This window comes from Rhodococcus sp. ACPA1, from assembly GCF_002300195.1.
Lineage (GTDB): Bacteria > Actinomycetota > Actinomycetes > Mycobacteriales > Mycobacteriaceae > Rhodococcus_F > Rhodococcus_F opacus.
This window is the reverse complement of sequence record NZ_NSDX01000001.1, coordinates 947,787-969,244: the sequence shown is the minus strand read 5'-3', so window position 1 is coordinate 969,244 and position 21,458 is coordinate 947,787. Positions and strand designations below refer to the sequence as shown.

Annotated in this window: 25 protein-coding genes; 3 read left to right on the top strand and 22 right to left on the bottom strand. The window is 66.8% G+C overall.

Annotated elements, in window-relative coordinates; translation table 11 throughout:
• Positions 1-5: 5 nt before the first annotated feature.
• The 8 genes from CJ177_RS04170 to ddaH all read right to left on the bottom strand — a co-directional run bounded on the left by CJ177_RS04170 (position 6) and on the right by ddaH (position 7,509).
• A complete protein-coding gene (locus tag CJ177_RS04170; RefSeq protein WP_025432244.1) occupies positions 6-188 on the bottom strand; it encodes a hypothetical protein in 183 nt (60 codons plus the stop codon).
• Positions 189-226: 38 nt separating this feature from the next.
• Positions 227-2,347: a hypothetical protein gene (locus CJ177_RS04165; protein WP_257014374.1), complete on the bottom strand. Its 2,121-nt coding sequence runs from the start codon at positions 2,345-2,347 to the stop codon at positions 227-229.
• A complete protein-coding gene (locus tag CJ177_RS04160; protein WP_005239737.1) occupies positions 2,344-2,652 on the bottom strand; it encodes a type VII secretion target in 309 nt (102 codons plus the stop codon). Before CJ177_RS04160 ends, CJ177_RS04165 begins: the two co-directional genes overlap by 4 nt.
• 86 nt (positions 2,653-2,738) lie before the next feature.
• On the bottom strand, positions 2,739-4,076 hold the full coding sequence (glmM, locus tag CJ177_RS04155) for a phosphoglucosamine mutase (RefSeq protein ID WP_095867310.1): 1,338 nt from the start codon (positions 4,074-4,076) through the stop codon (positions 2,739-2,741).
• 137 nt (positions 4,077-4,213) lie between these two features.
• Entirely contained in the window at positions 4,214-4,750 is a 537-nt protein-coding gene (gene rpsI, locus CJ177_RS04150; RefSeq protein ID WP_005239729.1) for a 30S ribosomal protein S9, read from the bottom strand.
• A complete protein-coding gene (rplM, locus tag CJ177_RS04145) occupies positions 4,747-5,190 on the bottom strand; it encodes a 50S ribosomal protein L13 (protein ID WP_005239728.1) in 444 nt (147 codons plus the stop codon). Before rplM ends, rpsI begins: the two co-directional genes overlap by 4 nt.
• A gap of 168 nt (positions 5,191-5,358) precedes the next feature.
• Positions 5,359-6,585: an ornithine--oxo-acid transaminase gene (gene rocD, locus CJ177_RS04140; protein WP_061041838.1), complete on the bottom strand. Its 1,227-nt coding sequence runs from the start codon at positions 6,583-6,585 to the stop codon at positions 5,359-5,361.
• Between the two features lie 6 nt (positions 6,586-6,591).
• Positions 6,592-7,509: a dimethylargininase gene (gene ddaH, locus CJ177_RS04135; protein ID WP_095867454.1), complete on the bottom strand. Its 918-nt coding sequence runs from the start codon at positions 7,507-7,509 to the stop codon at positions 6,592-6,594.
• A gap of 81 nt (positions 7,510-7,590) precedes the next feature.
• Here ddaH and CJ177_RS04130 point away from each other — a divergent pair, with 81 nt between their 5' ends.
• Positions 7,591-8,043 carry an Lrp/AsnC family transcriptional regulator gene (locus tag CJ177_RS04130; protein WP_061041837.1) on the top strand — a complete coding sequence of 151 codons (453 nt, stop codon included), beginning with the start codon at positions 7,591-7,593 and terminating at the stop codon, positions 8,041-8,043.
• 231 nt (positions 8,044-8,274) lie between these two features.
• On the opposite strand, the gene CJ177_RS04120 is transcribed toward CJ177_RS04130, so the two are convergent.
• Positions 8,275-10,080, bottom strand: a complete 1,806-nt coding sequence (locus CJ177_RS04120; RefSeq protein WP_095867309.1) for a zinc ribbon domain-containing protein — start codon at positions 10,078-10,080, stop codon at positions 8,275-8,277.
• An 890-nt stretch (positions 10,081-10,970) separates the two neighbouring features.
• Here CJ177_RS04120 and eccE point away from each other — a divergent pair.
• Positions 10,971-12,071, top strand: coding sequence for a type VII secretion protein EccE (gene eccE, locus CJ177_RS04110; protein WP_257014373.1), 1,101 nt, complete (start codon positions 10,971-10,973; stop codon positions 12,069-12,071).
• On the opposite strand, the gene CJ177_RS04105 is transcribed toward eccE, so the two are convergent.
• The 9 genes from CJ177_RS04105 to infA all read right to left on the bottom strand — a co-directional run bounded on the left by CJ177_RS04105 (position 12,068) and on the right by infA (position 17,450).
• Positions 12,068-12,634 (bottom strand): NADPH-dependent FMN reductase, encoded by a 567-nt coding sequence (locus tag CJ177_RS04105; RefSeq protein WP_005253865.1) that lies wholly within the window; start codon positions 12,632-12,634, stop codon positions 12,068-12,070. The genes eccE and CJ177_RS04105 overlap by 4 nt on opposite strands.
• An 82-nt stretch (positions 12,635-12,716) precedes the next feature.
• Complete coding sequence (gene truA, locus CJ177_RS04100) at positions 12,717-13,610, bottom strand: tRNA pseudouridine(38-40) synthase TruA (RefSeq protein WP_179443155.1); 894 nt, start codon at positions 13,608-13,610, stop codon at positions 12,717-12,719.
• Between the two features lie 5 nt (positions 13,611-13,615).
• Positions 13,616-14,185, bottom strand: a complete 570-nt coding sequence (gene rplQ, locus CJ177_RS04095; protein ID WP_005239685.1) for a 50S ribosomal protein L17 — start codon at positions 14,183-14,185, stop codon at positions 13,616-13,618.
• 27 nt (positions 14,186-14,212) lie between these two features.
• A complete protein-coding gene (locus CJ177_RS04090; protein ID WP_005239684.1) occupies positions 14,213-15,274 on the bottom strand; it encodes a DNA-directed RNA polymerase subunit alpha in 1,062 nt (353 codons plus the stop codon).
• Positions 15,275-15,390: 116 nt separating this feature from the next.
• Positions 15,391-15,996: a 30S ribosomal protein S4 gene (rpsD, locus tag CJ177_RS04085; protein ID WP_005239683.1), complete on the bottom strand. Its 606-nt coding sequence runs from the start codon at positions 15,994-15,996 to the stop codon at positions 15,391-15,393.
• A gap of 22 nt (positions 15,997-16,018) precedes the next feature.
• A complete protein-coding gene (gene rpsK, locus CJ177_RS04080; RefSeq protein ID WP_005239680.1) occupies positions 16,019-16,432 on the bottom strand; it encodes a 30S ribosomal protein S11 in 414 nt (137 codons plus the stop codon).
• The gene (rpsM, locus tag CJ177_RS04075; RefSeq protein WP_005239677.1) at positions 16,432-16,806 is read right to left on the bottom strand and encodes a 30S ribosomal protein S13; all 375 of its coding nucleotides are present in this window, start codon (positions 16,804-16,806) and stop codon (positions 16,432-16,434) included. Before rpsM ends, rpsK begins: the two co-directional genes overlap by 1 nt.
• Before the next feature lie 221 nt (positions 16,807-17,027).
• Complete coding sequence (gene rpmJ / locus CJ177_RS04070) at positions 17,028-17,141, bottom strand: 50S ribosomal protein L36 (RefSeq protein ID WP_003938068.1); 114 nt, start codon at positions 17,139-17,141, stop codon at positions 17,028-17,030.
• Positions 17,142-17,228: 87 nt separating this feature from the next.
• A complete protein-coding gene (infA, locus tag CJ177_RS04065; protein ID WP_003418601.1) occupies positions 17,229-17,450 on the bottom strand; it encodes a translation initiation factor IF-1 in 222 nt (73 codons plus the stop codon).
• A gap of 264 nt (positions 17,451-17,714) precedes the next feature.
• Here infA and dtd point away from each other — a divergent pair, with 264 nt between their 5' ends.
• Positions 17,715-18,152, top strand: a complete 438-nt coding sequence (gene dtd, locus CJ177_RS04060; RefSeq protein ID WP_005239675.1) for a D-aminoacyl-tRNA deacylase — start codon at positions 17,715-17,717, stop codon at positions 18,150-18,152.
• Positions 18,153-18,170: 18 nt separating this feature from the next.
• Here dtd and map read toward each other — a convergent pair whose 3' ends face one another.
• The 4 genes from map to rplO form a co-directional block, all read right to left on the bottom strand.
• Positions 18,171-18,968 carry a type I methionyl aminopeptidase gene (gene map / locus CJ177_RS04055; RefSeq protein WP_061041834.1) on the bottom strand — a complete coding sequence of 266 codons (798 nt, stop codon included), beginning with the start codon at positions 18,966-18,968 and terminating at the stop codon, positions 18,171-18,173.
• Complete coding sequence (locus CJ177_RS04050) at positions 18,968-19,513, bottom strand: adenylate kinase (protein WP_005239670.1); 546 nt, start codon at positions 19,511-19,513, stop codon at positions 18,968-18,970. Before CJ177_RS04050 ends, map begins: the two co-directional genes overlap by 1 nt.
• Complete coding sequence (gene secY / locus CJ177_RS04045) at positions 19,510-20,823, bottom strand: preprotein translocase subunit SecY (protein WP_005239668.1); 1,314 nt, start codon at positions 20,821-20,823, stop codon at positions 19,510-19,512. The genes CJ177_RS04050 and secY overlap by 4 nt, the downstream gene beginning before the upstream one ends.
• Before the next feature lie 190 nt (positions 20,824-21,013).
• Entirely contained in the window at positions 21,014-21,457 is a 444-nt protein-coding gene (gene rplO, locus CJ177_RS04040; RefSeq protein ID WP_005239667.1) for a 50S ribosomal protein L15, read from the bottom strand.
• Position 21,458 lies beyond the last annotated feature (1 nt).

The following is a 21,458-nucleotide window of genomic DNA, read 5'->3' as shown; positions in this document are numbered from 1 at the left end:
TCCGGTCACACCAGCCAGCTGCGCGGCCGATAGAACTCGTCGTCGTCGAGTGTTCTCGGTTGCGCAGCCGCAGGCGGCGCCTCTGCGGACTCGGTCCGGCCGCGGCCGGACCGGTTCCCCGAGGCTTCCTCGTCTCTGGCTCTGCGCTCGTCGATCCGCTCCCGGAACATTTCCAGGTCGGCTCGCATCTGTGCCCGTTGTGCACGCAACTGTGCGACTCGGTGGCTCACAGCGGCCCGGCCTCGGCCAACTCGGCGCCGCTGTCGAATCCGGCCACGGGACCTGTCGCCAGTTCGGGTGCGGACCGCGGTTCCTGTAGCGGCGGGGTCTCGACGGGTGTCTCGGGTACCGGCTCCTGCTGCACTGACACCACCTGTGGTTGCGGGACGGCGGCGGCGCCGTCCGGCGCAAGGGCCGGTGTGTTCTTGTGGTCCGGGACGTCGTCCGCGGCAGCGCCACCGGGCGTCGGCGCTTCTTCGGTTGTCGCGTTCGGGGCGTCCGCGGCACCAGCGCTGACCTGCGATTCCGGGGTCGGCGAGGCGGGTGCGCAGTCGGCGTCACCGGAGTCTCCTTCGCCGGCAGCGGTTTCCGCTGTGATCTGCGGCAGGCCGTCCGGGCCGATCTCGACTCCGAACCTGGCCGTCCCGCCCTGTCCGTCGCTCATCTCCAGATGAATCCCCTGACCGTCGGCATCGACGGCGAGCGTCCACGACTTTCCGTCGAGGTTCAGTTCGAGGCTCTTGTCGTGTGACGCGCCGTCGGCCGACTCGCCGTCGTCCTCCCGCGGATCGGCGTGTTCGTCGCCGAGGTCCTCGGTGTTCCGTTCCTCGTCGTCCCTGTCGGGGAGGGCCGAGACGGTGTCCTCGATCAACGGGCGAAGGATCGAACCGAGATCCACCAGACCTCCGGCGAGCCCCTGACGCACCAGATCACCGGGGCTGGGAATGCTCCCGAGGCCCGGAGCAGTAGGCATCGGGGGCACGGCGACCATCGGCGGTGCCGCGGCCATCGGCGGTGCGGTTGTCGGGGGCGCCGCGGCCACAGGAGGCCCCGCGGCCATCGGCGGTGTCGCAGCCATCGGACTGGTGACCGCGTCCCCGCCACCGGATCGAGGCGGGACGTACGCCGATCCGTCCGTTGCAGGTACCGCGGCGGGCGCAGTCGGCGCAGCAGGTGCGGGAGCGGGCGCAGTCGGCGCAGCGGTGGGGGCGGTGTCGGCGTGTGGCACGTCGGGCACCCTCGGCGCGGGTGCCGGATCGGTTGTGTCCTCGGGACGAAAACCGGGCTGCACCTCGATCGACCGCGCCTCGGCGATGACGGCGTCGTAGGCGGCGTGCACCGCTTCGGCGCAGTCCGCACACGCAGCGGTGAACTCCTGCTGCTTCTCCTCGTACACGTGGCGGAAGTTCGCGTCGAGCCAGTCCTTGGTGACTCCGGCGGCCCGCCGCACCACGTCGCCACGGTCGAGTCGGCGGAGCGCACCAGCGCCCCCGTCCTTGTACAGGCCGTTGACGTGCCGGTAGTCGTCGTCGGCGAGTTCGGGGAACCAGTAGGACGCGTCTTCCATGCAGTCCTTCGCGGCGGAGTTGTCGCCGTCCTTGCCGTCGGCGTAGATCTGCGCGAGAACGTCGATCTGTGCCGCGCTGTACCCCCCGACCGTCGGCTGGTGCAGAGACACCACCTTGTACGCCTTGGTCGTCACCGCGGCGCTCAGCGTGAGGTTCGCCTCGAACAGCACCTCGGCGAGTCCGTGGAGCCGACCAATGGTGGCGTCCGCCTGGACGTTCTGTCGGTCGGCGGCGTCGATCGCTGCCGCGGCGGCGACTCCGCTCCACCCGGTTCGCACTGCGGCGACGCATCTCTCGTTCTCAACGAGTTCGGTGCGGGCCGTGTCGAGGCTGCGTCCGAGGGTGTCGACGTCGCGGGCGAGTACGTTCAGTCGCATCCCCCGCTCGGCGTCGAACCTCGCGTAGTAGTCGGTGAGTTCGCGAGACTCGTATCCCAGTTTTCTCGCCGCGGGAAGGAACAACTCGAAGAATTCGAGGCCGCGCGCGCCGAGATCGAGCATCTCGTCGGGAACGTTGAGACCATCCGGGCGCAGGTGCTCCCCCAGCGCGTTCCGGGATGCGTTCGCGGTCTGGGCGTCGCTGCCGTCCTCCAACAACGCGGCGTACCGCTGATCGGCGGACGGAGTCCGGTCACGCTTGTCGAGCCCGTACTCGTCGAAGTATGGCTGCCACGACTCCTCGTCCTCCTCGCGGGAGGCGGCCCAGGCCTGGAGGAGTTGCTCCTTGTATTCGCGGCTCAGGTTCGGGTCGTCGATCAGCGTTCTCGGATCCGTGGTCACCACTGCACCCCGTTCACGTCGGCGGTGACGTTCGCGTCCGTTCCCGAGTAGCGCGCCGCGGCGGCCCGGAACGCGTGACCGAACGATTCCGCGTCCGCGGCCCACTGCCCGAGCGCGACCTCGACGACGCCGAGGGCGTCACGCACCGCGTCACCCTTCGCGGCGTAGTCGCGGCCCGCGTGCGCCCCACCGAATTCCAGCCGGGCGGTCTCGGCGACCTGCTGCCTCAGGACCTCCGCCGACCGCAGCAGTCTCGCGCCCGCGTCCGTCACCACCGCGACGTCCACCTCGAGCCCATCGCTCATTGCCCCACCCTCTCTTCGCGACCTACTGCGTTAGACGCGACAGCGCACCGATCGGTTCCCCCGGCCGATCGGTGCGCTGTGTCCGCTCACACGGAGGCGACGGTGCCCGCCAGTTCGTCGGCGAGCTTCCTGGCCACTTCGATGTCCGAAGCCTCGACCATCACGCGTACGAGTTGCTCGGTGCCCGACGGTCGCAGCAGTACCCGGCCGTTGTCGCCCAAGCTGCGCTCGGCGGCCACGACCGCGTCCAGCACGACCGGAGACGCGGCGACGGCGCGCTTGTCGGCGACCCTCACGTTGACCAGAACCTGCGGGAGTGTCGTCATCGCCGCCGCCAGGTCGGCGATCGGCTGTCCGGTCTCCGCCATCCGGCCCATCAGCCGCAGCCCCGTCAGCACTCCGTCGCCGGTGGTGCCGTAGGCGGGGAACACGACGTGTCCGGACTGTTCGCCGCCCAGGCTGAAGCCGCCGGACCGGAGCCCTTCGAGGACGTAGCGATCACCGACAGCAGTGGTGACCAGTGAGATCCCGGCCTCGCGCATCGCGATGTGCAAACCGAGATTGCTCATGACTGTCGCGACGAGGGTGTTGTCCACCAGTTCACCGGCGTCGCGCATGCCCAGGGCGAGGACGGTCATGATGGCGTCGCCGTCGATGAGGGAACCGGCGGCATCGACGGCGAGGCATCGATCCGCATCGCCGTCGTGCGCGAGCCCCAGGTCGGCGCTGTACTCGACGACCGCCTTCTGCAGGCTCTCGAGGTGCGTCGACCCACAGTTCTCGTTGATGTTGAGTCCGTCGGGTTCGGCGTTGATCGCGACGACGGTGGCGCCGGCGGCCCGGTAGGCGGCGGGAGCGACGCCCGATGCCGCGCCGTGCGCACAGTCCACCACCACGGTCAGCCCGTCGAGGCTGTTCGGGAGTGCGGTGGCCAGGTGCTGCAGGTACCGTTCCGCGGCGTCCGGCACCGTGCGGACACGTCCGATCCCCGCGCCGGTCGGCGCTCTCCGTGTCGTGGTTCCGGCGGCGACGGCCTCGATCCGGTCCTCCACCTCGTCGTCGAGTTTGTGCCCGCCGGCCGCGAAGATCTTGATGCCGTTGTCGGGCATGGGATTGTGCGAGGCGGAGATCATGACACCGAGAGCTGCGTCCAGCTCCGCGGTCAGGTAGGCCACCGCGGGTGTCGGCAGCACCCCGACGTTCAGAACGTCGACGCCGGCAGACGTCAGGCCCGCGACGACCGCCGCCTCGAGCATTTCACCGCTGGCTCTCGGGTCACGTCCGACCACAGCCGTCTTGCGTCCCCCCGAACCCGGCGACGCCAGCACCGTCGCGGCGGCGGACGCCACCTGCAACGCCAACTCGGCGGTCAGCTCGGTATTCGCGAGACCACGAACCCCATCCGTCCCGAACAATCGACCCACAGACCAGACCCCTCGCACCTAGGAAACCCACTACATCTCGGATAAAGCACGAGAGCAGGCGTCCGGTAACGATGGACGCCTGCTCTCGGGAAGAACAGGTGCCGAAGCCGACCCCGGAGGGCGGCTTCGGCGACACATCAGCGCTTCGAGTACTGAGATGCCTTGCGGGCCTTCTTCAGGCCGTACTTCTTGCGCTCGACGGCGCGGGCGTCACGCGTGAGGAAGCCGGCGCTCTTGAGAGCCGGACGGTCCTCCGGGGTGACCTCGATGAGCGCGCGGGCGATGGCGAGACGCAGTGCGCCGGCCTGTCCGGACGGTCCGCCACCGTGCAGCAGCGCCACGATGTCGAAGGACTCGGCACGCTCGACCGTGACCAGCGGAGCCTTGATCAGCTGCTGGTGCACCTTGTTCGGGAAGTAGTCCTCGATGGTGCGGCCGTTGAGCTTGAAGTCGCCCGAACCGGGGGTCAGACGGACGCGGACAACCGCTTCCTTACGACGACCGACGGTCTGGATGGGGCGATCGATCACGATCGGGGCCTGCGGCGCAGCAGCGGCCTCGATGTCCTCGGCGACCTCGGGCTCCTCGACGGACACGTACTCGTCCGCCGCGACCTCGACAGCCTCGGTGATCTCTTCGGGGTTGGACACGTTCTGCTCCTCCGGCGCCGTCACTGGGCCACCTGCTTGATCTCGAATGGCACCGGCTGCTGCGCGGCGTGGGGGTGGTTCGGGCCCGCGTAGACCTTCAGCTTGCTGCTGATGGCGCGACCCAGCTTGTTCTTGGGGAGCATGCCGACGATGGCCTTCTCCACGAGGCGGTCGGGGTTCTTGTCGAGAACCTCACCGACGGAGCGGGACTTCAGACCACCGGGGTGTCCGGAGTGGTGGTAGAGGAACTTGCCCTCACGCTTGTTGCCGCTGATGGCAACCTTCTCGGCGTTGATGATGACGACGAAGTCGCCGCCGTCAACGTGCGGTGCAAAGGTGGGCTTGTGCTTGCCGCGCAGCAAGTTGGCTGCCTGGACGGCAAGGCGGCCGAGCACCACGTCAGTGGCGTCGATGACGTGCCACGTGCGGGTCACATCTCCGGCCTTCGGGGTGTACGTAGACACAGAACTTCCTCGTCTTGTTCAATCCGCTGCTGGCCATTGCGTATCGTCGAGCGATTCCCGGCGGCCAGTTGAGACCCGGGAACCGCCAGCCACTGCGACACGAGGACGCAGCGGCGCACGGCACGCCAACGGAGAACAATACCGGTCGGTGAGGCCCAGGGTCAAAACTCACTCGGCGAGCGCATCGGCGAGCTGTTCGACCGCCCACGTCAGCTCGTCCCGTTCGATCACCAGCGGCGGGGCGATGCGGATCGTTCCTTCGTGCGCGTCCTTCGCGAGGACCCTGCGCGCCAGGAGTCTTTCACAGATCGTTCGGGCGGACGGCATACCGTCGGCCAGTTGCACACCGGCCCACAGTCCGCGCCCACGCACCTCCGACACGTGGTCGGGGGGCAGTTGCGACAGCATGCTGTGCAGGTAGGCGCCCAGCTCACGGCTTCGCTGCTGATATTCGCCGGTCTCGAGCAGGTCGACGACCGCGCTCCCGACCGCGCAGGCGAGGGGGTTGCCCCCGAACGTGCTCCCGTGTTGTCCGGGGCCGATCACCGCCATCACCGGCCAGTCGGCGACGACGGCGGAGACCGGCATCAAGCCACCCCCGAGCGCCTTGCCGAGGACGTACACGTCGGGGGTCACGTTCTCGTGGTCGCACGCGAACGTGTCGCCGGTCCGCCCGAGCCCGCTCTGGATCTCGTCGGCGATCATCAGGATCCCGCGGCGGGTGCAGATGTCCCGGACCGCCGCGAGGTAGCCGGGTGGTGGCACCAGCACTCCGGCCTCCCCCTGGATCGGTTCGAGGAGCACCGCCACGGTGTTCTCGGTGATCGCGGCCTCGAACGCGTCCGCGTTCCCGTATTCGGCGGACGCGAAGCCCGGCGGGAACGGACCGAACCCGGTGTACGCGTCCGGATCGGACGAGAACCCGACGATCGAGATGGTGCGTCCGTGGAAGTTCCCGGCGCACGTGATCACCTCGGCACGTCCCGGCGGCACTCCCTTGACGTCGTAACCCCATTTGCGGGCCAGTTTCAGCGCGGTCTCCACGGCTTCGGCGCCCGTGTTCATCGGCAGCACGGCTTCTTTCCGGCACAGCCGGCTCAGGTCCTCGCAGAAGGACGCGAACCGATCGTGCTGGAAGGCGCGGCTGGTCAGGGTGAGCCGGCCGAGTTGTTCGCTCGCCACCCGGACGAGGGTGGGGTGTGCGTGGCCGAAGTTGAGCGCCGAGTATCCGGCGAGGACGTCCAGGTAGTCGACGCCGTCGATTCCCTTCACCCACGAGCCCGCGCCCGACTCGATCACGACCGGCAGCGGCGAGTAGTTGTGTGCGCTGTGTTCGTCGGCCCTGCTCAGCTGCTCACGCGTGGCATCCGACACGGAAACGACTCCGTCCGACATTGCTGGTCACCCCTGATCTTCCGCGATCCGGAGCCCGCGGAAGCCGCGGAGCTCCAACGTGCTGCACTTGATTCCACCACCGGACTTGAGGAATTCCGAGTAGTCGACCGGCACGGGCTCGTACCCGCGGGCGGACAACTGGTCGGCAAGGTGCGAAGCCTGGACGGGTAGCACCACATTGGCGCCGTCGCTGACCAGGTTCAGTCCGAGCCAGTCGGTGTCCGTCTCGGCCGCGATCACCGCGTCGGGATACATCTGCTCGAGCAGAGCGCGACTGTCCGGCGAGAACGCCGCGGGCAGGTAGGCGATGGTCGAGTCGTCGAGCACACCCAGCGCGGTGTTGAGGTGGTAGTAGCGGGGATTCACCAGGTTCAACGTGATCACCGTGCGGCCGAGGTGCGCCGCGGCCTCGGCGTGCGACCGCGGGTCGGAGCGGAACCCGGTTCCGGCGAGGATCACGTCGCCGACGACGAGGAAGTCGCCCTCCCCCTCGTTGACGTACCGCGGCAGGGTGGGCCTGATCAGCCCGTTGTCCGAGAACCACCGGAACACGTGCTCGGCCTCGGCCCGCCGCTCGGCGGACCGGTAGCGGGCGCCGAGCGCCACACCGTCGACGACGAGTCCGCTGTCGGTGACGAACACCATGTCCGGAAGTCCCTCGACAGGGTCGATCGTGAGGACCTCGTGCCCGAGTCGCCGGTAGGTGTCCGCGAGCGCCGACCACTGCGACATCGCACGATCCCGGTCCACGGGCTCCTCGGGACGCATCCAATCGTTGATCGCATAGACGACGTCGAAATACGTGGGCGGGCACATCAGGTAACTCCGCGAGTGAGCACGCCGGGCCACGCGGGCGGCGTCGCCCGGCACCTCCGCCGTCTCCTCGTAGGGGTTCTCGGACTCGATACCAGCAGTGGGCGCCATCTCCACTCCCCCTCGATCGGTGTCGGTGAAATCAGTATCCACCCACCAAAAGACCTGATCAATGCGCTAGCGTTCCATCACATGGATGATTCATTGCGTCTGGACGCGCTCGATCGGCGGATTGTTGCGCGACTGGAGCGCAACGCACGGTCCAGCTTCGCCACCATCGGCGCCGAGGTCGGGCTGTCCGCACCCGCCGTGAAGCGCCGGGTCGATCGACTTGTCGAGTCCGGAGTGATCACCGGCTTCCATGCGGCGCTCGATCCGCGCGCTCTCGGCCACGGCGTCGAGGTCTTCGTCGAGTTGTACTGCAGTGGTCGCACCTCGGCTATCGAGATCGCACGGATCGTGTCTCGTCACACCGAGGTTCAGGAGGCATACACCGTCACCGGCGATGCCAACGCCCTCCTCCGCGTCCGCACCACCGACACGGCACACCTCGAACGCACCCTGGAGAACCTGCGGTCGGAGCCAGCTGTCCTTCAGACCAAGAGCAGCGTCGTCCTCAGCCGGCTGATACCGCCTGCCGACTGATCCACTCGATCCACCGTCCGAGACCACAGTGCCCCCGCAACTGCTGGGACACTCGACGTGTCACGTGAGGATCAGAGCAGGCCGCGGCGTTCCGGTCTTCCGCGGTCTGCATGTCGACGGCGCCCTCCTGGACGACCTTCGAGATTGTCTGCAGAACCTGGAGCAGATCGTCATGGGCGTTGTCCCACTTCGCCTGCACAGCTTGGTAGCACGAGACCGTTGACGTAGCGTCTACGTAGATCTCACACTGTCTGCCACTGGTGTGGCGGGCGCTTGAGATATGCGTGTGTCACGGCTACCCGCATCACCTTGTGGTGGTGTGGATTTGACCGTGTCCCACACCGACGCTTGTGATGCAGGAACATGCTTGTTCGGAGTCACCCCCAGCCGCGGTGTCACGATGGGCCGGCTGCGGCGGACCCGGCGATGCCGCGGCCTACGCCGTGTTGGACCGTTCTTGTCGCGGCACCGGCGCACCGGCGCATGCTCGGCGACCCGGACCGCAGGCGACTGCCCGCGCCGACGGGTGACTTTGCCTTTGCCGAGCAGTGCGCGTTTGGCCAAGTTCACCCCGGCAATGTGGTCGCGGTTGCCGCCGACCCGGCAGCGTGGACACCACGCGTCGTGGTACCCACCGGGGCGGGCGAGTGGTGCGTCGCAGCCCGGACACCATGCGGACGACCCCCGGGCGGGCACCGAAACTACCGCGATACCGGCACCCGCGGCAGTGTGCGCGAGCGCGGCGGCCGCTTGGCGGCGGGCCGACTGCGCGGCCCGATTGTTGTTGACCCGCCCGTGCCCGCGGGTCTCGAGGGTGGTGAGATCTTCCACCGCGATCACCTGCGCCTGAGCGTCGGCGGCGTAGTCGGTAACCTGGCGGGCGAAGTGGAAAGACAGCTCCCGATTGATCTTCCCCCGCTTGACACCCACCGCCTCGCGATGCTCGTTCAGGACGGCGATCTTCTCCTCCAGCTGCGCGCGAACCTCTTGTGGGGCGGTGGCGGCCAGTCGGGTCAGCCGGGCCGCCTTCCGGTGCAGCAGTTGCCCCTCTGCCTGCAGGCGCGCCAGTTTGATCCCGAGGCCGCGGTCGTCGTAAGTCCAGCCCCGGTAATCCGACGACAACCCGGCCGGGCCCTCTACCACGGTGGCGGCGGCACCGAGCGTGGACGGGGACCAATCGACCCCCACCGCGACCGTGCCGGCCATTAGATCGGCTGCAGGGGCGAGTTCGGTCGCCGCGCACCGCCAAAGCAAGCCCCGGTGGTCGAGGACCAAAGTCGGTAGATGCCAGTCGGTGATCGCCCGGCCGTGCAGGTGCTTAGGAATGGTGGCGGTCAGCCGCACCCGCCGCCACTGCGCCCGCCCCGCCGGGGCCGGGCTGGTCGGCAGCTTCACCGTCAACACCAGCTCACGGTCTGCCACGGTGATCCGCGCGAGCTGCCGATCGGCGGCCGACAGTCGGGCCATCGCGCTTGTCTGCGGCGGTCCCTGCAGGTCGGTGATCCGCAACCGGGTCGACTGCGCCCCGTCACTGCGGCGAGAGAATGCGACGAGCTGGCGTTGCACGCCCCGAGCGAAACCCGCCGACACGTGATCGCCCGACCCGATCGGCGGCGCCACAACCCCGGTGGCCGGATCGAATAGGGCCGACAGTGCCATGATCGCGGTGTCCCGGTATGTCAGGGTCCGCAGGGTCGCCACCACCTGAGCGGTCACCACCCGGCTCACCCGCGACGGCACATAGACCCCGGCCGGGTAGATCGGAGCCCAGCCGAGACGGGCCGCGGCGACATGCCCCTGAGCGGGCAGCCTCCGGTCCTGGCGGTCTAGGCCGGCGGCGAGCACATCGAACGTCGCCGGATGCCACAGCCGCGACACCAACTCGCCACCGGCCGCGGCAATAAGATCGAGCAGCCACCCCACCCGGGTATCGACGTCATCGAGGCCGATCGGCTCACCGGTCGCATCGTCGACCGCCGTGTACGCGCGGGTGGTGAACGAGAACTGCCGCGGCACGGTCGATCCAGACCCGGTCACGCCGGGCCCAATTCATGAGCGGCGAGCACCGTCGCGTTCCGAGAAGACCCGCGATCGCCCCAGATGCTCACCGGTCACCCCTTCCCGAACCGTGCGGCGGCATCGCCCCGAAGCCGGTGATGATTCCGTGTAGACCGCAGCCGAGACAACCAGCCGGATAGCGATGCCAACCGTGCCATGACATCATCCATCAACCCCCTCCACCAGCGATGCGTCACCCTTTTTCACGCAGGACCTCGACTGTAACGCCGACCTCCGACATTTAGCCTCTGTGGGAGTCCGCAGGCTGGCCGAGGCAATCGATCTCGCCACATGACCCGCACCACCGCGACCCGCCCAGGGCCGCGTCGTCGATCATCCAGCCGCGGCACGCCGCTCCCGCAAACCCGAACGCGATCGTTGTAGACCCGATACACCGCACCAGCAGGCGCTCTCCCGCAACATCTTTTCCTGATCGAGCAGCGACGCCTCTTGCGATCGCGCCCGACAATGCAATGCGGTCCACTCTCTCCGGCGTCTGCTCCCGCCCACTCTGATGCGGGCCTGCCCAGATAGGCGTCGCGGTCCGCGAGGTCAATGATTCGGTGACCCGAACCGACACGCCGGGAAGTAACCGGCCTTCCGATGCCTCCTTGCGCACCCCAACTACCGAAGCGCCCACGTTATTAGAGGTAGCGGCAACAGTTGGAGCCTCACGCAGGTCACTCGGGACGGCTTGCAGACGACGCACGAACTCCCCACCGACGCGCTCGCCGCGCGTCTCGTGCAGCACGACATCTCGCTGAGCGGAATCGACATCGCCAGCCACGGTTGTCGCGCCGCGGCGGGCTCCCTCGCCACCGATGTGTACGACCGGCTGATAGGTCCCGCTCCCGGCGACGGCGACCCGGATGGTCTGGCTCGCCCTGCGATTCGACGCCACGGAGAGCGTCGCTGCCGTGGCGCGGCGTGGTGGCGGCGAGGAAGGCGCGTCGCGCGCCATCACGATCGCGGCAAGTCGCGTCGTGCGTGCACTGGCCGATTCAGGATGTCGCGCGCGCATTCTCACCGCCCCAGAGATCGAATCGGCCGCGCTGCAGATCAGTCGGGGCGTCGATCCGAAGACCTTCACGGAGACGTGGAAGCATGCACCGCTGCCCGGCGTATGCAACACCGGCTACGGCGTCGACCCGCGCTACCTGACGCGAGACCTGCTCGCGAAGCTCTGGGTTCCGTCGAGCCTCGGCACGACCGTGACGATCCGGCTGCGCCCCAGCGGACACGACGGGCAGGTGAAGGTCGGTGCGGCCTGCCGGGTGACCACCCGGACGATGCCCGAACCGCTCACGATCCCCGGGCTCGTCTCGATGCAGGGCAGGCACCGGGACGGGCTGCTTGCCAATCTTCCCGTCGCGATGTCGGACCTCGACGACGTGATGCCGTTGATCGACATGTCCGTCGAGGACCTGCGTGCGCTGCAGTTGCCCCCAGCGGGGTGCGGCCAGCTCATCGGCTCCGACGACTACGGTCACGGAATCACCGCTCGCATCGCAGGTCCCGGCGTCGGCATGGTCTATGTGGCGGGTGAGCTGTATCTCGCCCAGCAGCTGGTGTTCCGCGCCGTCGCGACCGGCGCCCGCGTGCTCATTCACACCGATCGGCCGGACGCGTGGTCGTCGTTGATCGACTCCATCGCCACGCCCGACCGGTTGCGTATCGCCGGCCACAATCCGCAGTCCGACAACAGGTTCAACACCGTCGTGTTCGACGGCGTCAACGCGCTGCCGCCCCGCGCCGGGGTCACCGCGATCTACCTCTACGGAGAACCGAGCCAGTGGCCCGGTGCCGAACCGGACCTGTCGATCGTCCAACCGAATGCGCTGGGCGACCGCATTCTTCTGTCGACCGGAGGGACGAGCATCGAACTGATGCTGGTCACGATCTCGTCCGAGACGGCGTTCATCGGCCGGCCTCGCGCGGTGGACGAGTACGTGCCGGTGCACCAGTTCTAGCCGGGGTACGGCGCGGTCCCGCGCTGAACACGGACCGCGTCGGCCCACCATACGAGCTGCGCGAGCATGCGGTCAGCCGAGTCGATGGCGGCGCCGTCGGTCGTCTGCCCCTGGTCGTCGAATCTCTTGCGCACCCGGTGGAAACTCACGCTCTGCCGCACCGACACCATGTGCAATTCGGCCACTACCTGGCGCAGCTGTTCGGTTGCCCGGAGTCCGCCTGCCAACCCGCCGTACGACACGAAACCGATGGGCTTCGAGCGCCATTCGTGTTTGACGCTGTCGAACGCGGTCTTCAGCGCCGCAGGGTAGCCGTGGTTGTACTCGGAGGTGACGGCCACGAACCCGTCGGCTCTGCCCACTCGCTCCCGGAATTCGTCCGTCACCGGGGATGCGCCGAGATCCTGCGGCAACGGCGTGTCGGCGAGATCGATGATGCCCACGTCCAGTCCCGGGTAGGCGCGAGCGCGTTCGGCGAACCAGCCGGCGACGACGGGAGCGATCCGACCCACTCTGACGGATCCGATGATGATCTCGATCCGAACGGGTGCGACTGCGGTCATGAACAGGCTCCTTCTCCTCCGGAGCCATCGTAGGTGCTGACGCCTCCGCAACCGCGGCGGCGATCGACGCCGCGGGTTCCGGTCAGTCGCCGCAGCAGCCGCCCGGCACGGTCCTGACGTCCCGGGTGATCTCGTTGCGTGCCGCCAGATCCGCGTCGTCCGGGTAGTCGACGCGCACCAGGGACAGTCCGTGCGCCGGGGCCACCAGGATCGAACTCGACCGCGACTTCTCGCGGAGGAGTCCTTCGATCCAGTCGAGGTCGCGACGTCCCTCCCCCACAGCGAGAACCGCACCGACGAGACTGCGCACCATCGACCAGCAGAAGGCGTCGGCGCTGACGAAGGCCGTGAACACGTCGCCGTCGCGCTCCCAGTCGAAACGTTGGAGATCGCGGACAGTCGTGGCGCCTTCCCGGCGTTTGCAGAACGCCGCGAAGTCGTGCAACCCCAGCAGCGTCGCGGACGCCGCGCGCATGAGTTCGAGATCCAGGACCTTCGGATACGACACGGTGTCCCGGGCTCGGAGCGGATCGGCGCCGTAGGCCGCCGACGTCAGGCGGTACTCGTAGTGCCTGCGCATCGCGGAGAACCGCGCATCGAAGTGTTCGGGCGCGAAGGCGATCTGTTTGATCCGCACGTCCTTCGGCAGGAACCGCGCGAGCCTGCGGACGAGCCGGGACGGGTCGTCCGGCACGGCGTCGAGCGGAACGTCGACGTGCGCCACTTGCCCGGTGGCGTGGACCCCGGCGTCGGTGCGCCCCGCCACCGTGAGTTGCAACGATGTGCGCAGGACGGCGCCGAGCTTCTCCTCGATCTCCCCGCACACCGTGCGCAGCCCGTTCTGGCGGGCCCACCCGGAGAAATCCGTTCCGTCGTACGCGATGTCCAGGCGCAAGCGACGGGTCTCATACGAAACGGGCCCGCCGTCCCTCGGGGGGACGACGGGCTCGTTCGATTCAGCGTGTGCCGAAACCAAGTGGACTAGTCCTTCTTGGCCTCTTCGGCCTCGGGGGCGTCGGCCGCGGTGGCGGTCTCGTCCTCGATGGCCTCGACGACGGCGTCAGCGTTCTCGACCTCGGCGTCGGTTGCCTCGGCCTCGACGGCCTCGACGACGTTCTCCTCGGCGGGAGCAGCAGCCGGCGCATCCTTCGATGCCTTCACGCGACGAGCGCGGTCGGCCTCGGAGGTGACGGTCTTCTCCTTGACGAGCTCGATGATCGCCATCGGCGCGTTGTCGCCCTTGCGGGGAACCGTCTTGATGATGCGGGTGTAGCCGCCGTCACGATCGGCGTAGAACGGGCCGATCTCCGCGAACAGGGTGTGCACGACATCCTTGTTGCGGATGACCTTCAGAACCTCGCGACGGTGAGCCAGGGTTCCGGCCTTGGCGTGCGTGACGAGCTTCTCGGCGTACGGGCGCAGGGCCTTGGCCTTGGACTCCGTGGTGGTGATGCGGCCGTGCTCGAAGAGCGCGGTAGCCAGATTGGCGAAGATCGCCTTCTGGTGCGAAGCCGACCCGCCGAAGCGGGCACCCTTCTTGGGCTTGGGCATGATGATCTCCTAGTAAAGGACCGTGAGCTACAGCTGTTCGGTCTCGGCGTAGTCCTCGGTGCCCTCGGCATCACCGAAGGAACCTGCGTCCGTGTCGCTCCACGTCCCGGTGGCGGCGTCGTAGCCGGCAACGGTGGTGGGATCGAAGGACGCGGGGCTGTCCTTGAGGGCCAGGCCGAGCGAATGCAGCTTGACCTTCACCTCGTCGATGGACTTCTGTCCGAAGTTGCGGATGTCGAGCAGATCGGACTCGGTACGGCCGACAAGCTCACCGACGGTGTGAACACCTTCGCGCTTGAGGCAGTTGTAGGAACGGACCGTCAGGTCCAGGTCCTCGATGGGCAGTCCGAACGAAGCAATGTGATCGGCCTCGGCGGGCGAGGGTCCGATCTCGATGCCTTCTGCTTCGACGTTCAGCTCACGGGCCAGGCCGAAGAGCTCAACCAGGGTCTTGCCCGCCGAAGCGAGCGCGTCCCGAGCGGTGATGGAGTTCTTGGTTTCCACATCGAGCACGAGCCGATCGAAGTCGGTGCGCTGCTCGACGCGGGTGGCCTCCACCTTGTAGGTGACCTTGAGCACCGGCGAGTAGATCGAGTCGACCGGGATACGGCCGATCTCGGCGCCGGACGCCTTGTTCTGGACGGCGGGAACGTAGCCGCGACCGCGCTCGACGACGAGCTCGATCTCCAGCTTTCCCTTGTCGTTCAGGGTGGCGATGTGCAGATCCGGGTTGTTCACGGTGACGCCGGCCGGGGGCACGATGTCGCCTGCAGTCACAGCGCCGGGGCCCTGCTTGCGGACGTACATGGTGACCGGCTCGTCCTCTTCGGAGCTCACGACGAGGCCCTTGAGGTTCAGGATGATGTCGGTGACATCTTCCTTCACACCGGGAACTGTGGTGAACTCGTGCAGAACGCCGTCGATGCGGATGCTGGTGACAGCAGCGCCGGGAATCGACGAAAGCAGCGTGCGACGGAGCGAGTTGCCGAGGGTGTACCCGAAGCCTGGCTCGAGGGGCTCGATGACGAACTTCGAGCGGTTGTCAGCGATGACCTCTTCGGTCAGCGTGGGTCGCTGAGAAATGAGCATTGGAGTTCCTCCTGTACGGGCGTCCGCTATTTGACGCCCACGATGGGAAAGGCACTTCGTGCTCGTGCGCCTTTCCGGTAGTCGGAACTACCGGAAAGGCGCACGAGCCGTCAGGCCTACTTCGAGTAGTACTCGACGATGAGCTGTTCCTGCAGAGGAACGTCGATCTGCGCACGCTCGGGAAGCTGGTGAACCAGAACCCGGAGACGTCCACCGACAACCTGCAGCCAACCCGGGATCGGGCGATCACCCTGGGTCTCGCGCGCGACCTGGAAGGGAAGCGTGGACAGCGACTTGTCCTTGACATCGATGATGTCGTACTGCGAGACGCGGTAGCTGGGGATGTCGACCTTCTTGTTGTTCACAAGGAGGTGGCCGTGGGTGACCAGCTGACGGGCCTGGCGGCGGGTGCGAGCCAGTCCGGCGCGGTACACGACGTTGTCGAGACGCGACTCCAGGATGCGGAGCAGGTTCTCACCGGTCTTACCGGGGCGGTTGTTCGCCTCCTTGTAGTACAGGCGGAACTGCTTCTCCATGACGCCGTAGGTGAAGCGAGCCTTCTGCTTCTCCTGCAGCTGGAGCAGGTACTCGCTCTCCTTGATCCGCGCGCGGCCGTGCTGGCCCGGCGGGTAGGGACGACGCTCGAACGCCTGGTCGCCTCCAACGAGGTCGACGCGCAGACGACGCGACTTGCGGGTGATGGGTCCGGTATAACGTGCCATTTTCTTCTACCTATCCTTCCCGCTAGACCCGACGCCGCTTGGGCGGACGGCAGCCGTTGTGCGGCTGGGGGGTGACATCGGAGATGGTGCCGACCTCGAGGCCTGCGGCCTGAAGCGAGCGGATCGCGGTCTCACGGCCGGAGCCGGGGCCCTTGACGAAGACGTCGACCTTCTTGACACCGTGTTCCTGCGCCTTGCGGGCTGCGTTCTCGGCGGCCAGCTGAGCGGCGAACGGGGTCGACTTACGCGAACCCTTGAAGCCGACGTGTCCCGAGGACGCCCAGGAAATCACGTTTCCGGCGGGGTCCGTGATGGACACGATGGTGTTGTTGAACGTGCTCTTGATGTGAGCGGCGCCGTGCGGGACGTTCTTCTTGTCCCTGCGACGCGCCTTCTGGGTCTTCTTCGGACCGGTGCTACGTGACTTGGGGGGCATTACTTCGCCTTCTTCTTGCCTGCAATGGTGCGCTTCGGACCCTTACGGGTGCGGGCGTTGGTCTTGGTGCGCTGACCACGCACGGGCAGACCACGACGGTGGCGCAGGCCCTGGTAGCAGCCGATCTCGATCTTGCGTCGGATGTCGGCCTGGACCTCGCGGCGAAGGTCACCCTCGACCTTCAGCGACTCCTCGATGTACTCGCGGAGCTTGGCCAGATCCTCGTCCGAGAGATCCTTGCTCCGCAGATCCGGGCTGACGCCGGTGGCGTCCAGGATCTCCTTGGAGCGGGTACGGCCGATGCCGTAGATGTAAGTAAGTGCGATCTCCATCCGCTTTTCACGGGGCAGATCGACACCTGCGAGACGTGCCATGTCGGCATTTCCTATCGGTGTGCGGAGGTCTGCTCCCAGTCCATCCCCTGTGCCTCTTCAAACGTCGGCGGTCTCGCGACCGACAATGCTTCAACTAACTCAGTGGGGCCCCGGCCTCCGTGCCGGGGGTGAACCAGTACCTGCTCGAGAGCCGTGAGTACTGGCTGGTGCTGGGAGGTCATCTTTGCTTGTTGCCAAGCAGATCCTCGAAAAGCGGAGATCTAGCCCTGACGCTGCTTGTGGCGCAGGTTCTCGCAGATCACCATGACCCGGCCGTTACGACGGATCACCTTGCACTTTTCGCAGATCTTCTTGACGCTCGGCTGAACCTTCACGTCTTCTGATCTCCTGTTTTGTGGCAGCCCACTACGCAGATCCGCAGCGGACGTACTTCTCCCCGACCTGGTCGGGCGGGGAAGCTTTTACTTGTACCGGTAAACGATGCGTCCGCGCGACAAGTCGTAGGGCGAGAGCTCTACGACAACGCGATCTTCCGGGAGGATGCGAATGTAGTGCTGACGCATCTTTCCGCTGATGTGGGCGAGAACCTTGTGGCCGTTCTCGAGCTCAATGCGGAACATCGCATTGGGCAGCGGCTCGACTACTCGTCCCTCGACCTCGATGGCCCCGTCTTTCTTAGCCATATCCTCCGCGATCCATGTGGTTTGGCGTGCTTATTGCATCTGTTTCCGTTACCGTGGCGCCCAATGGGATCTTCACCGGCCGAAACATGAACAATCCGGATCGAATCCGGCACTGGGCACGCAGACAACCGGCACGCATAGCGCACCGTTGATCCATGTTACGGGAAATTGCTCACCAGGCCAAATGAGGTCCCCGACGGACCGCCCGCCCGCCGAGAATTCGACTTCCGAGACCCACCGGCAACGATGCGAAGGAGGGTGTGCGTGCGCGCCCTGGTACAGCGAGTGACGTCCGCGTCGGTCCGCGTCGACGGCGTCGAGGTCGGACGGATCACTCCCCCGGCCGGCGGCCACGGGCTGCTCGTCCTGGTCGGCGTCACCCATACGGACGACGAGGCGAAGGCGGCTCTGCTCGCGAAGAAGGTGTGGACCATGCGCATCCTGGAGAACGAACAATCCGCGTCCGACCTCGACGCCCCCGTACTCGTCGCCAGTCAGTTCACGCTCATGGCGGACACCCGCCGGGGCCGGCGCCCGTCCTGGTCCGCCGCGGCGCCGAGGCCGGTGGCGGAACCACTGGTGGACGAGTTCACCGGCGCCCTGCGCGAGCTGGGAGCGACCGTCGAGACCGGCGTGTTCGGCGAACACATGGAGATCAGCCTCGTCAACGACGGCCCGGTGACTCTGCTGATCGACGTGTAGGCCCGCACCCGCAGGCCGCTACTCCGGACGCAAGGTGAGGATGCGCGGCCCGTCCTCGGTGACGGCGACCGTGTGCTCCCAGTGCGCGGCACGGGTGCCGTCGGAGGTGACAACCGTCCAATCGTCCTCGAGGACAACGGTATCGGTGGTGCCGAGGGTCAGCATCGGTTCGATCGCCAGAACGGAACCGACCACCAGCTGCGGCCCCTTGCCCGGAGCCCCTTCGTTGGCGAGGAACGGCTCCATGTGCATTTCCCGGCCGATGCCGTGGCCGCCGTAGCCGTCGACGATGCCGTACTTGCGGTCGTGCGCGACCTCGGCGGCGCGGGTGCCGAGCTCGATGGCGTGGGATATGTCGGTGAGGCGGTTGCCGGGCAGCATCGCCGCGATCCCCGCCTCCATGGACAGCCGGGTGGCCTCGCTGAGCTGCTGGTCCGCTTCGATGATGTCTCCGACACCGAAGGTCCAGGCAGAGTCGCCGTGCCAGCCGTCGAGAATGGCGCCGCAGTCGATGGAGACGAGGTCTCCCTCGGCGAGAATGTCTTCCGCCGAGGGAATCCCGTGCACCACACGATCGTTCACCGACGAACAGATCGATCCGCTGAACCCGTGGTAGCCCTTGAACGACGGCACGGCGCCGGCGTCGCGGATGACCGATTCGGCCACCTCGTCGAGTTCGAGCGTGCTCACACCCGGCTTCGCCGCATCTCGGACCGCCACCAGAGCCGCACCGACGATGGCACCGGCGGCCGCCATCGCGTCGAGCTCGCCTGCGGTCCGGAACGGAACGACCTTGCGCTTACGCCCGAAGCCCATTACTGACCCAGCGCTGCCAGTGCACGAGCGTTGACCTCGTCGACCTCGCCCAGGGCGTCGACGGTCACCAGCTGGTCCTTGTAGTAGTCCAGCAGCGGTGCGGTCTCCTCGCGGTACACCCGGAGCCGGTTGCGGATGACGTCTTCCTTGTCGTCGGCGCGGCCACGGGCCAGCATCCGCTCGACCACGACGTCCTCGTCGACGATGAAGGAGAGCACTGCGTCGAGCTTCGTGTTCAGCTCGGCGAGGATCGCCTCGAGCGCCTGAGCCTGGTCGACCGTCCGGGGGAAGCCGTCCAAGAGGAATCCGTTGGCCGCGTCCGGCTCGCCGACGCGGGCCTTCACCATGTTGTTGGTGATCTCGCTGGGAACCAGGTCGCCGGCGTCCAGGTACTTCTTCGCCTCGAGGCCGAGGGGGGTGGCCTGGCCGATGTTCGCGCGGAACAGGTCGCCCGTGGAGATGTGCGGGACGCCGAGCTTCTCGGACAGAATCGCGGCCTGGGTGCCCTTGCCTGCACCGGGAGGACCAAGGAGGACAAGTCTCACTTGAGGAACCCTTCGTAGTTACGTTGCATCAATTGACTTTCGATCTGCTTGACCGTGTCCAGGGCGACGCTGACGAGAATCAGCACGGCCGCACCACCGAAGATGCTGCTGGAGGTCTGGCTTCCGGACAGGAAGAAGTGGGGCAGCACCGCGATCAGGCCGAGGTAGATCGAGCCGGGAACGGTGATGCGGTTGAGCACGTAATTCAGGTAGTCCGCGGTGGGGCGACCCGGGCGGATACCGGGAATGAAGCCGCCGAACTTCTTCATCTCGTCCGCGCGCTCTTCCGGATTGAACGTGATCGCGACGTAGAAGAACACGAAGAACACGATCAGCGCGAAGTAGATGACGATGTACACCGGGTTGTTCGGATTCACCAGGTACTCGTTGATGATCCGCTGCCACCAGCTGGGATCGGCGGACGACGTGGCGCCGGTGAGCTGCGCGATGAGGTTCGGCAGATACAGCAGCGACGACGCGAAGATGACCGGGATGATGCCTGCCTGGTTGACCTTGAGGGGCAGGTACGTCGACGAACCGCCGTACATCTTGCGGCCGACCATGCGCTTGGCGTACTGGACCGGGATCCGGCGCTGGCCCTGCTCGACGAATACGACACCGGCGATGATGGCGAGGGCTGCGACACAGATGATCGCGAAGATCAGTCCCCCGCGACTGTCCAGGATGGCCTTGCCCTCGGAGGGCAGGCGGGACGCGATACCCGAGAAGATCAGCAGCGACATGCCGTTACCGACACCGCGCTCGGTGATGACCTCACCGAACCACATGACGAGCGCAGCGCCCGCGGTCATGACCAGCACGATGATCACGAGGCCGAAGATGCTCTTGTCGGCGATGATCTCTTCCTGGCATCCCTGCAGCAGCTGGCCGCGCGACGCGAGCGCCACGATGCCGGTGGCCTGCAGGATCGCCAGCGCGATCGACAGATAACGCGTGTACTGCGTCATCTTCGCCTGGCCGGACTGGCCTTCCTTCCGGAGTTCCTCGAACTTCGGGATGACGACCGTCAACAGCTGGACGATGATGCTGGCCGTGATGTACGGCATGATGCCGATCGCGAAAATCGACAGCTGGAGTAGTGCGCCGCCGGAGAACAGGTTGATCAGCGAGTAGATACCCGCGGAATCACCGCCCGACAGCTGATCGACACAGGCTCGGACGTTCCCGTAGTCGACGCCCGGCGACGGAATCACGGCGCCGATGCGATAGAGCGCAACGAGACCGAGCGCGATGAGGATCTTCCGCCTCAGGTCCGGGGTCCTGAGGGCCGAGACGAAGGCGGAAAGCAAAGATCCTCCTGGCACGACGGTGGGGAGACGAGTCGAAAGCAGACTTGTCCGTGAATGAACTCTAGAACTCTAACAGTGGCAACTGAACGCACAGTTGGGAGACCTGCGGCAGTGCTGCCCGTACAGCCGCAAATGGCCGCAGTACAGCGCGAGGCTGTACTGCGGCCATCTACTGGCTAGCGGTGATAGCTCACAGCTCGGTGGCGGTACCACCGGCAGCAGCGATCTTCTCCTTGGCGGAGCCGGTGAACTTGTCGACCGTCACCTGGACGGCGACAGTCAGGTCGCCGTCGCCGAGAACCTTGACGAGCTGGTTCTTGCGAACAGCACCCTTGGCAACGAGGTCCTCGACCGTGACCTGTCCACCCTCGGGGAACAGACGGGCGATGTCGCCGACGTTGACGACCTGGTACTCGGTGCGGAACGGGTTGGTGAAACCCTTGAGCTTGGGCAGACGCATGTGCAGCGGCATCTGTCCACCCTCGAAGGCTGCGGGCACGTTCTTGCGGGCCTTGGTGCCCTTCGTGCCGCGACCGGCGGTCTTGCCGCGCTTGCCGCCTTCACCACGACCGACACGAATCTTGTCGGACTTGGCTCCGGGTGCGGGGCGCAGGTGATGCAGTTTGATGGTCATG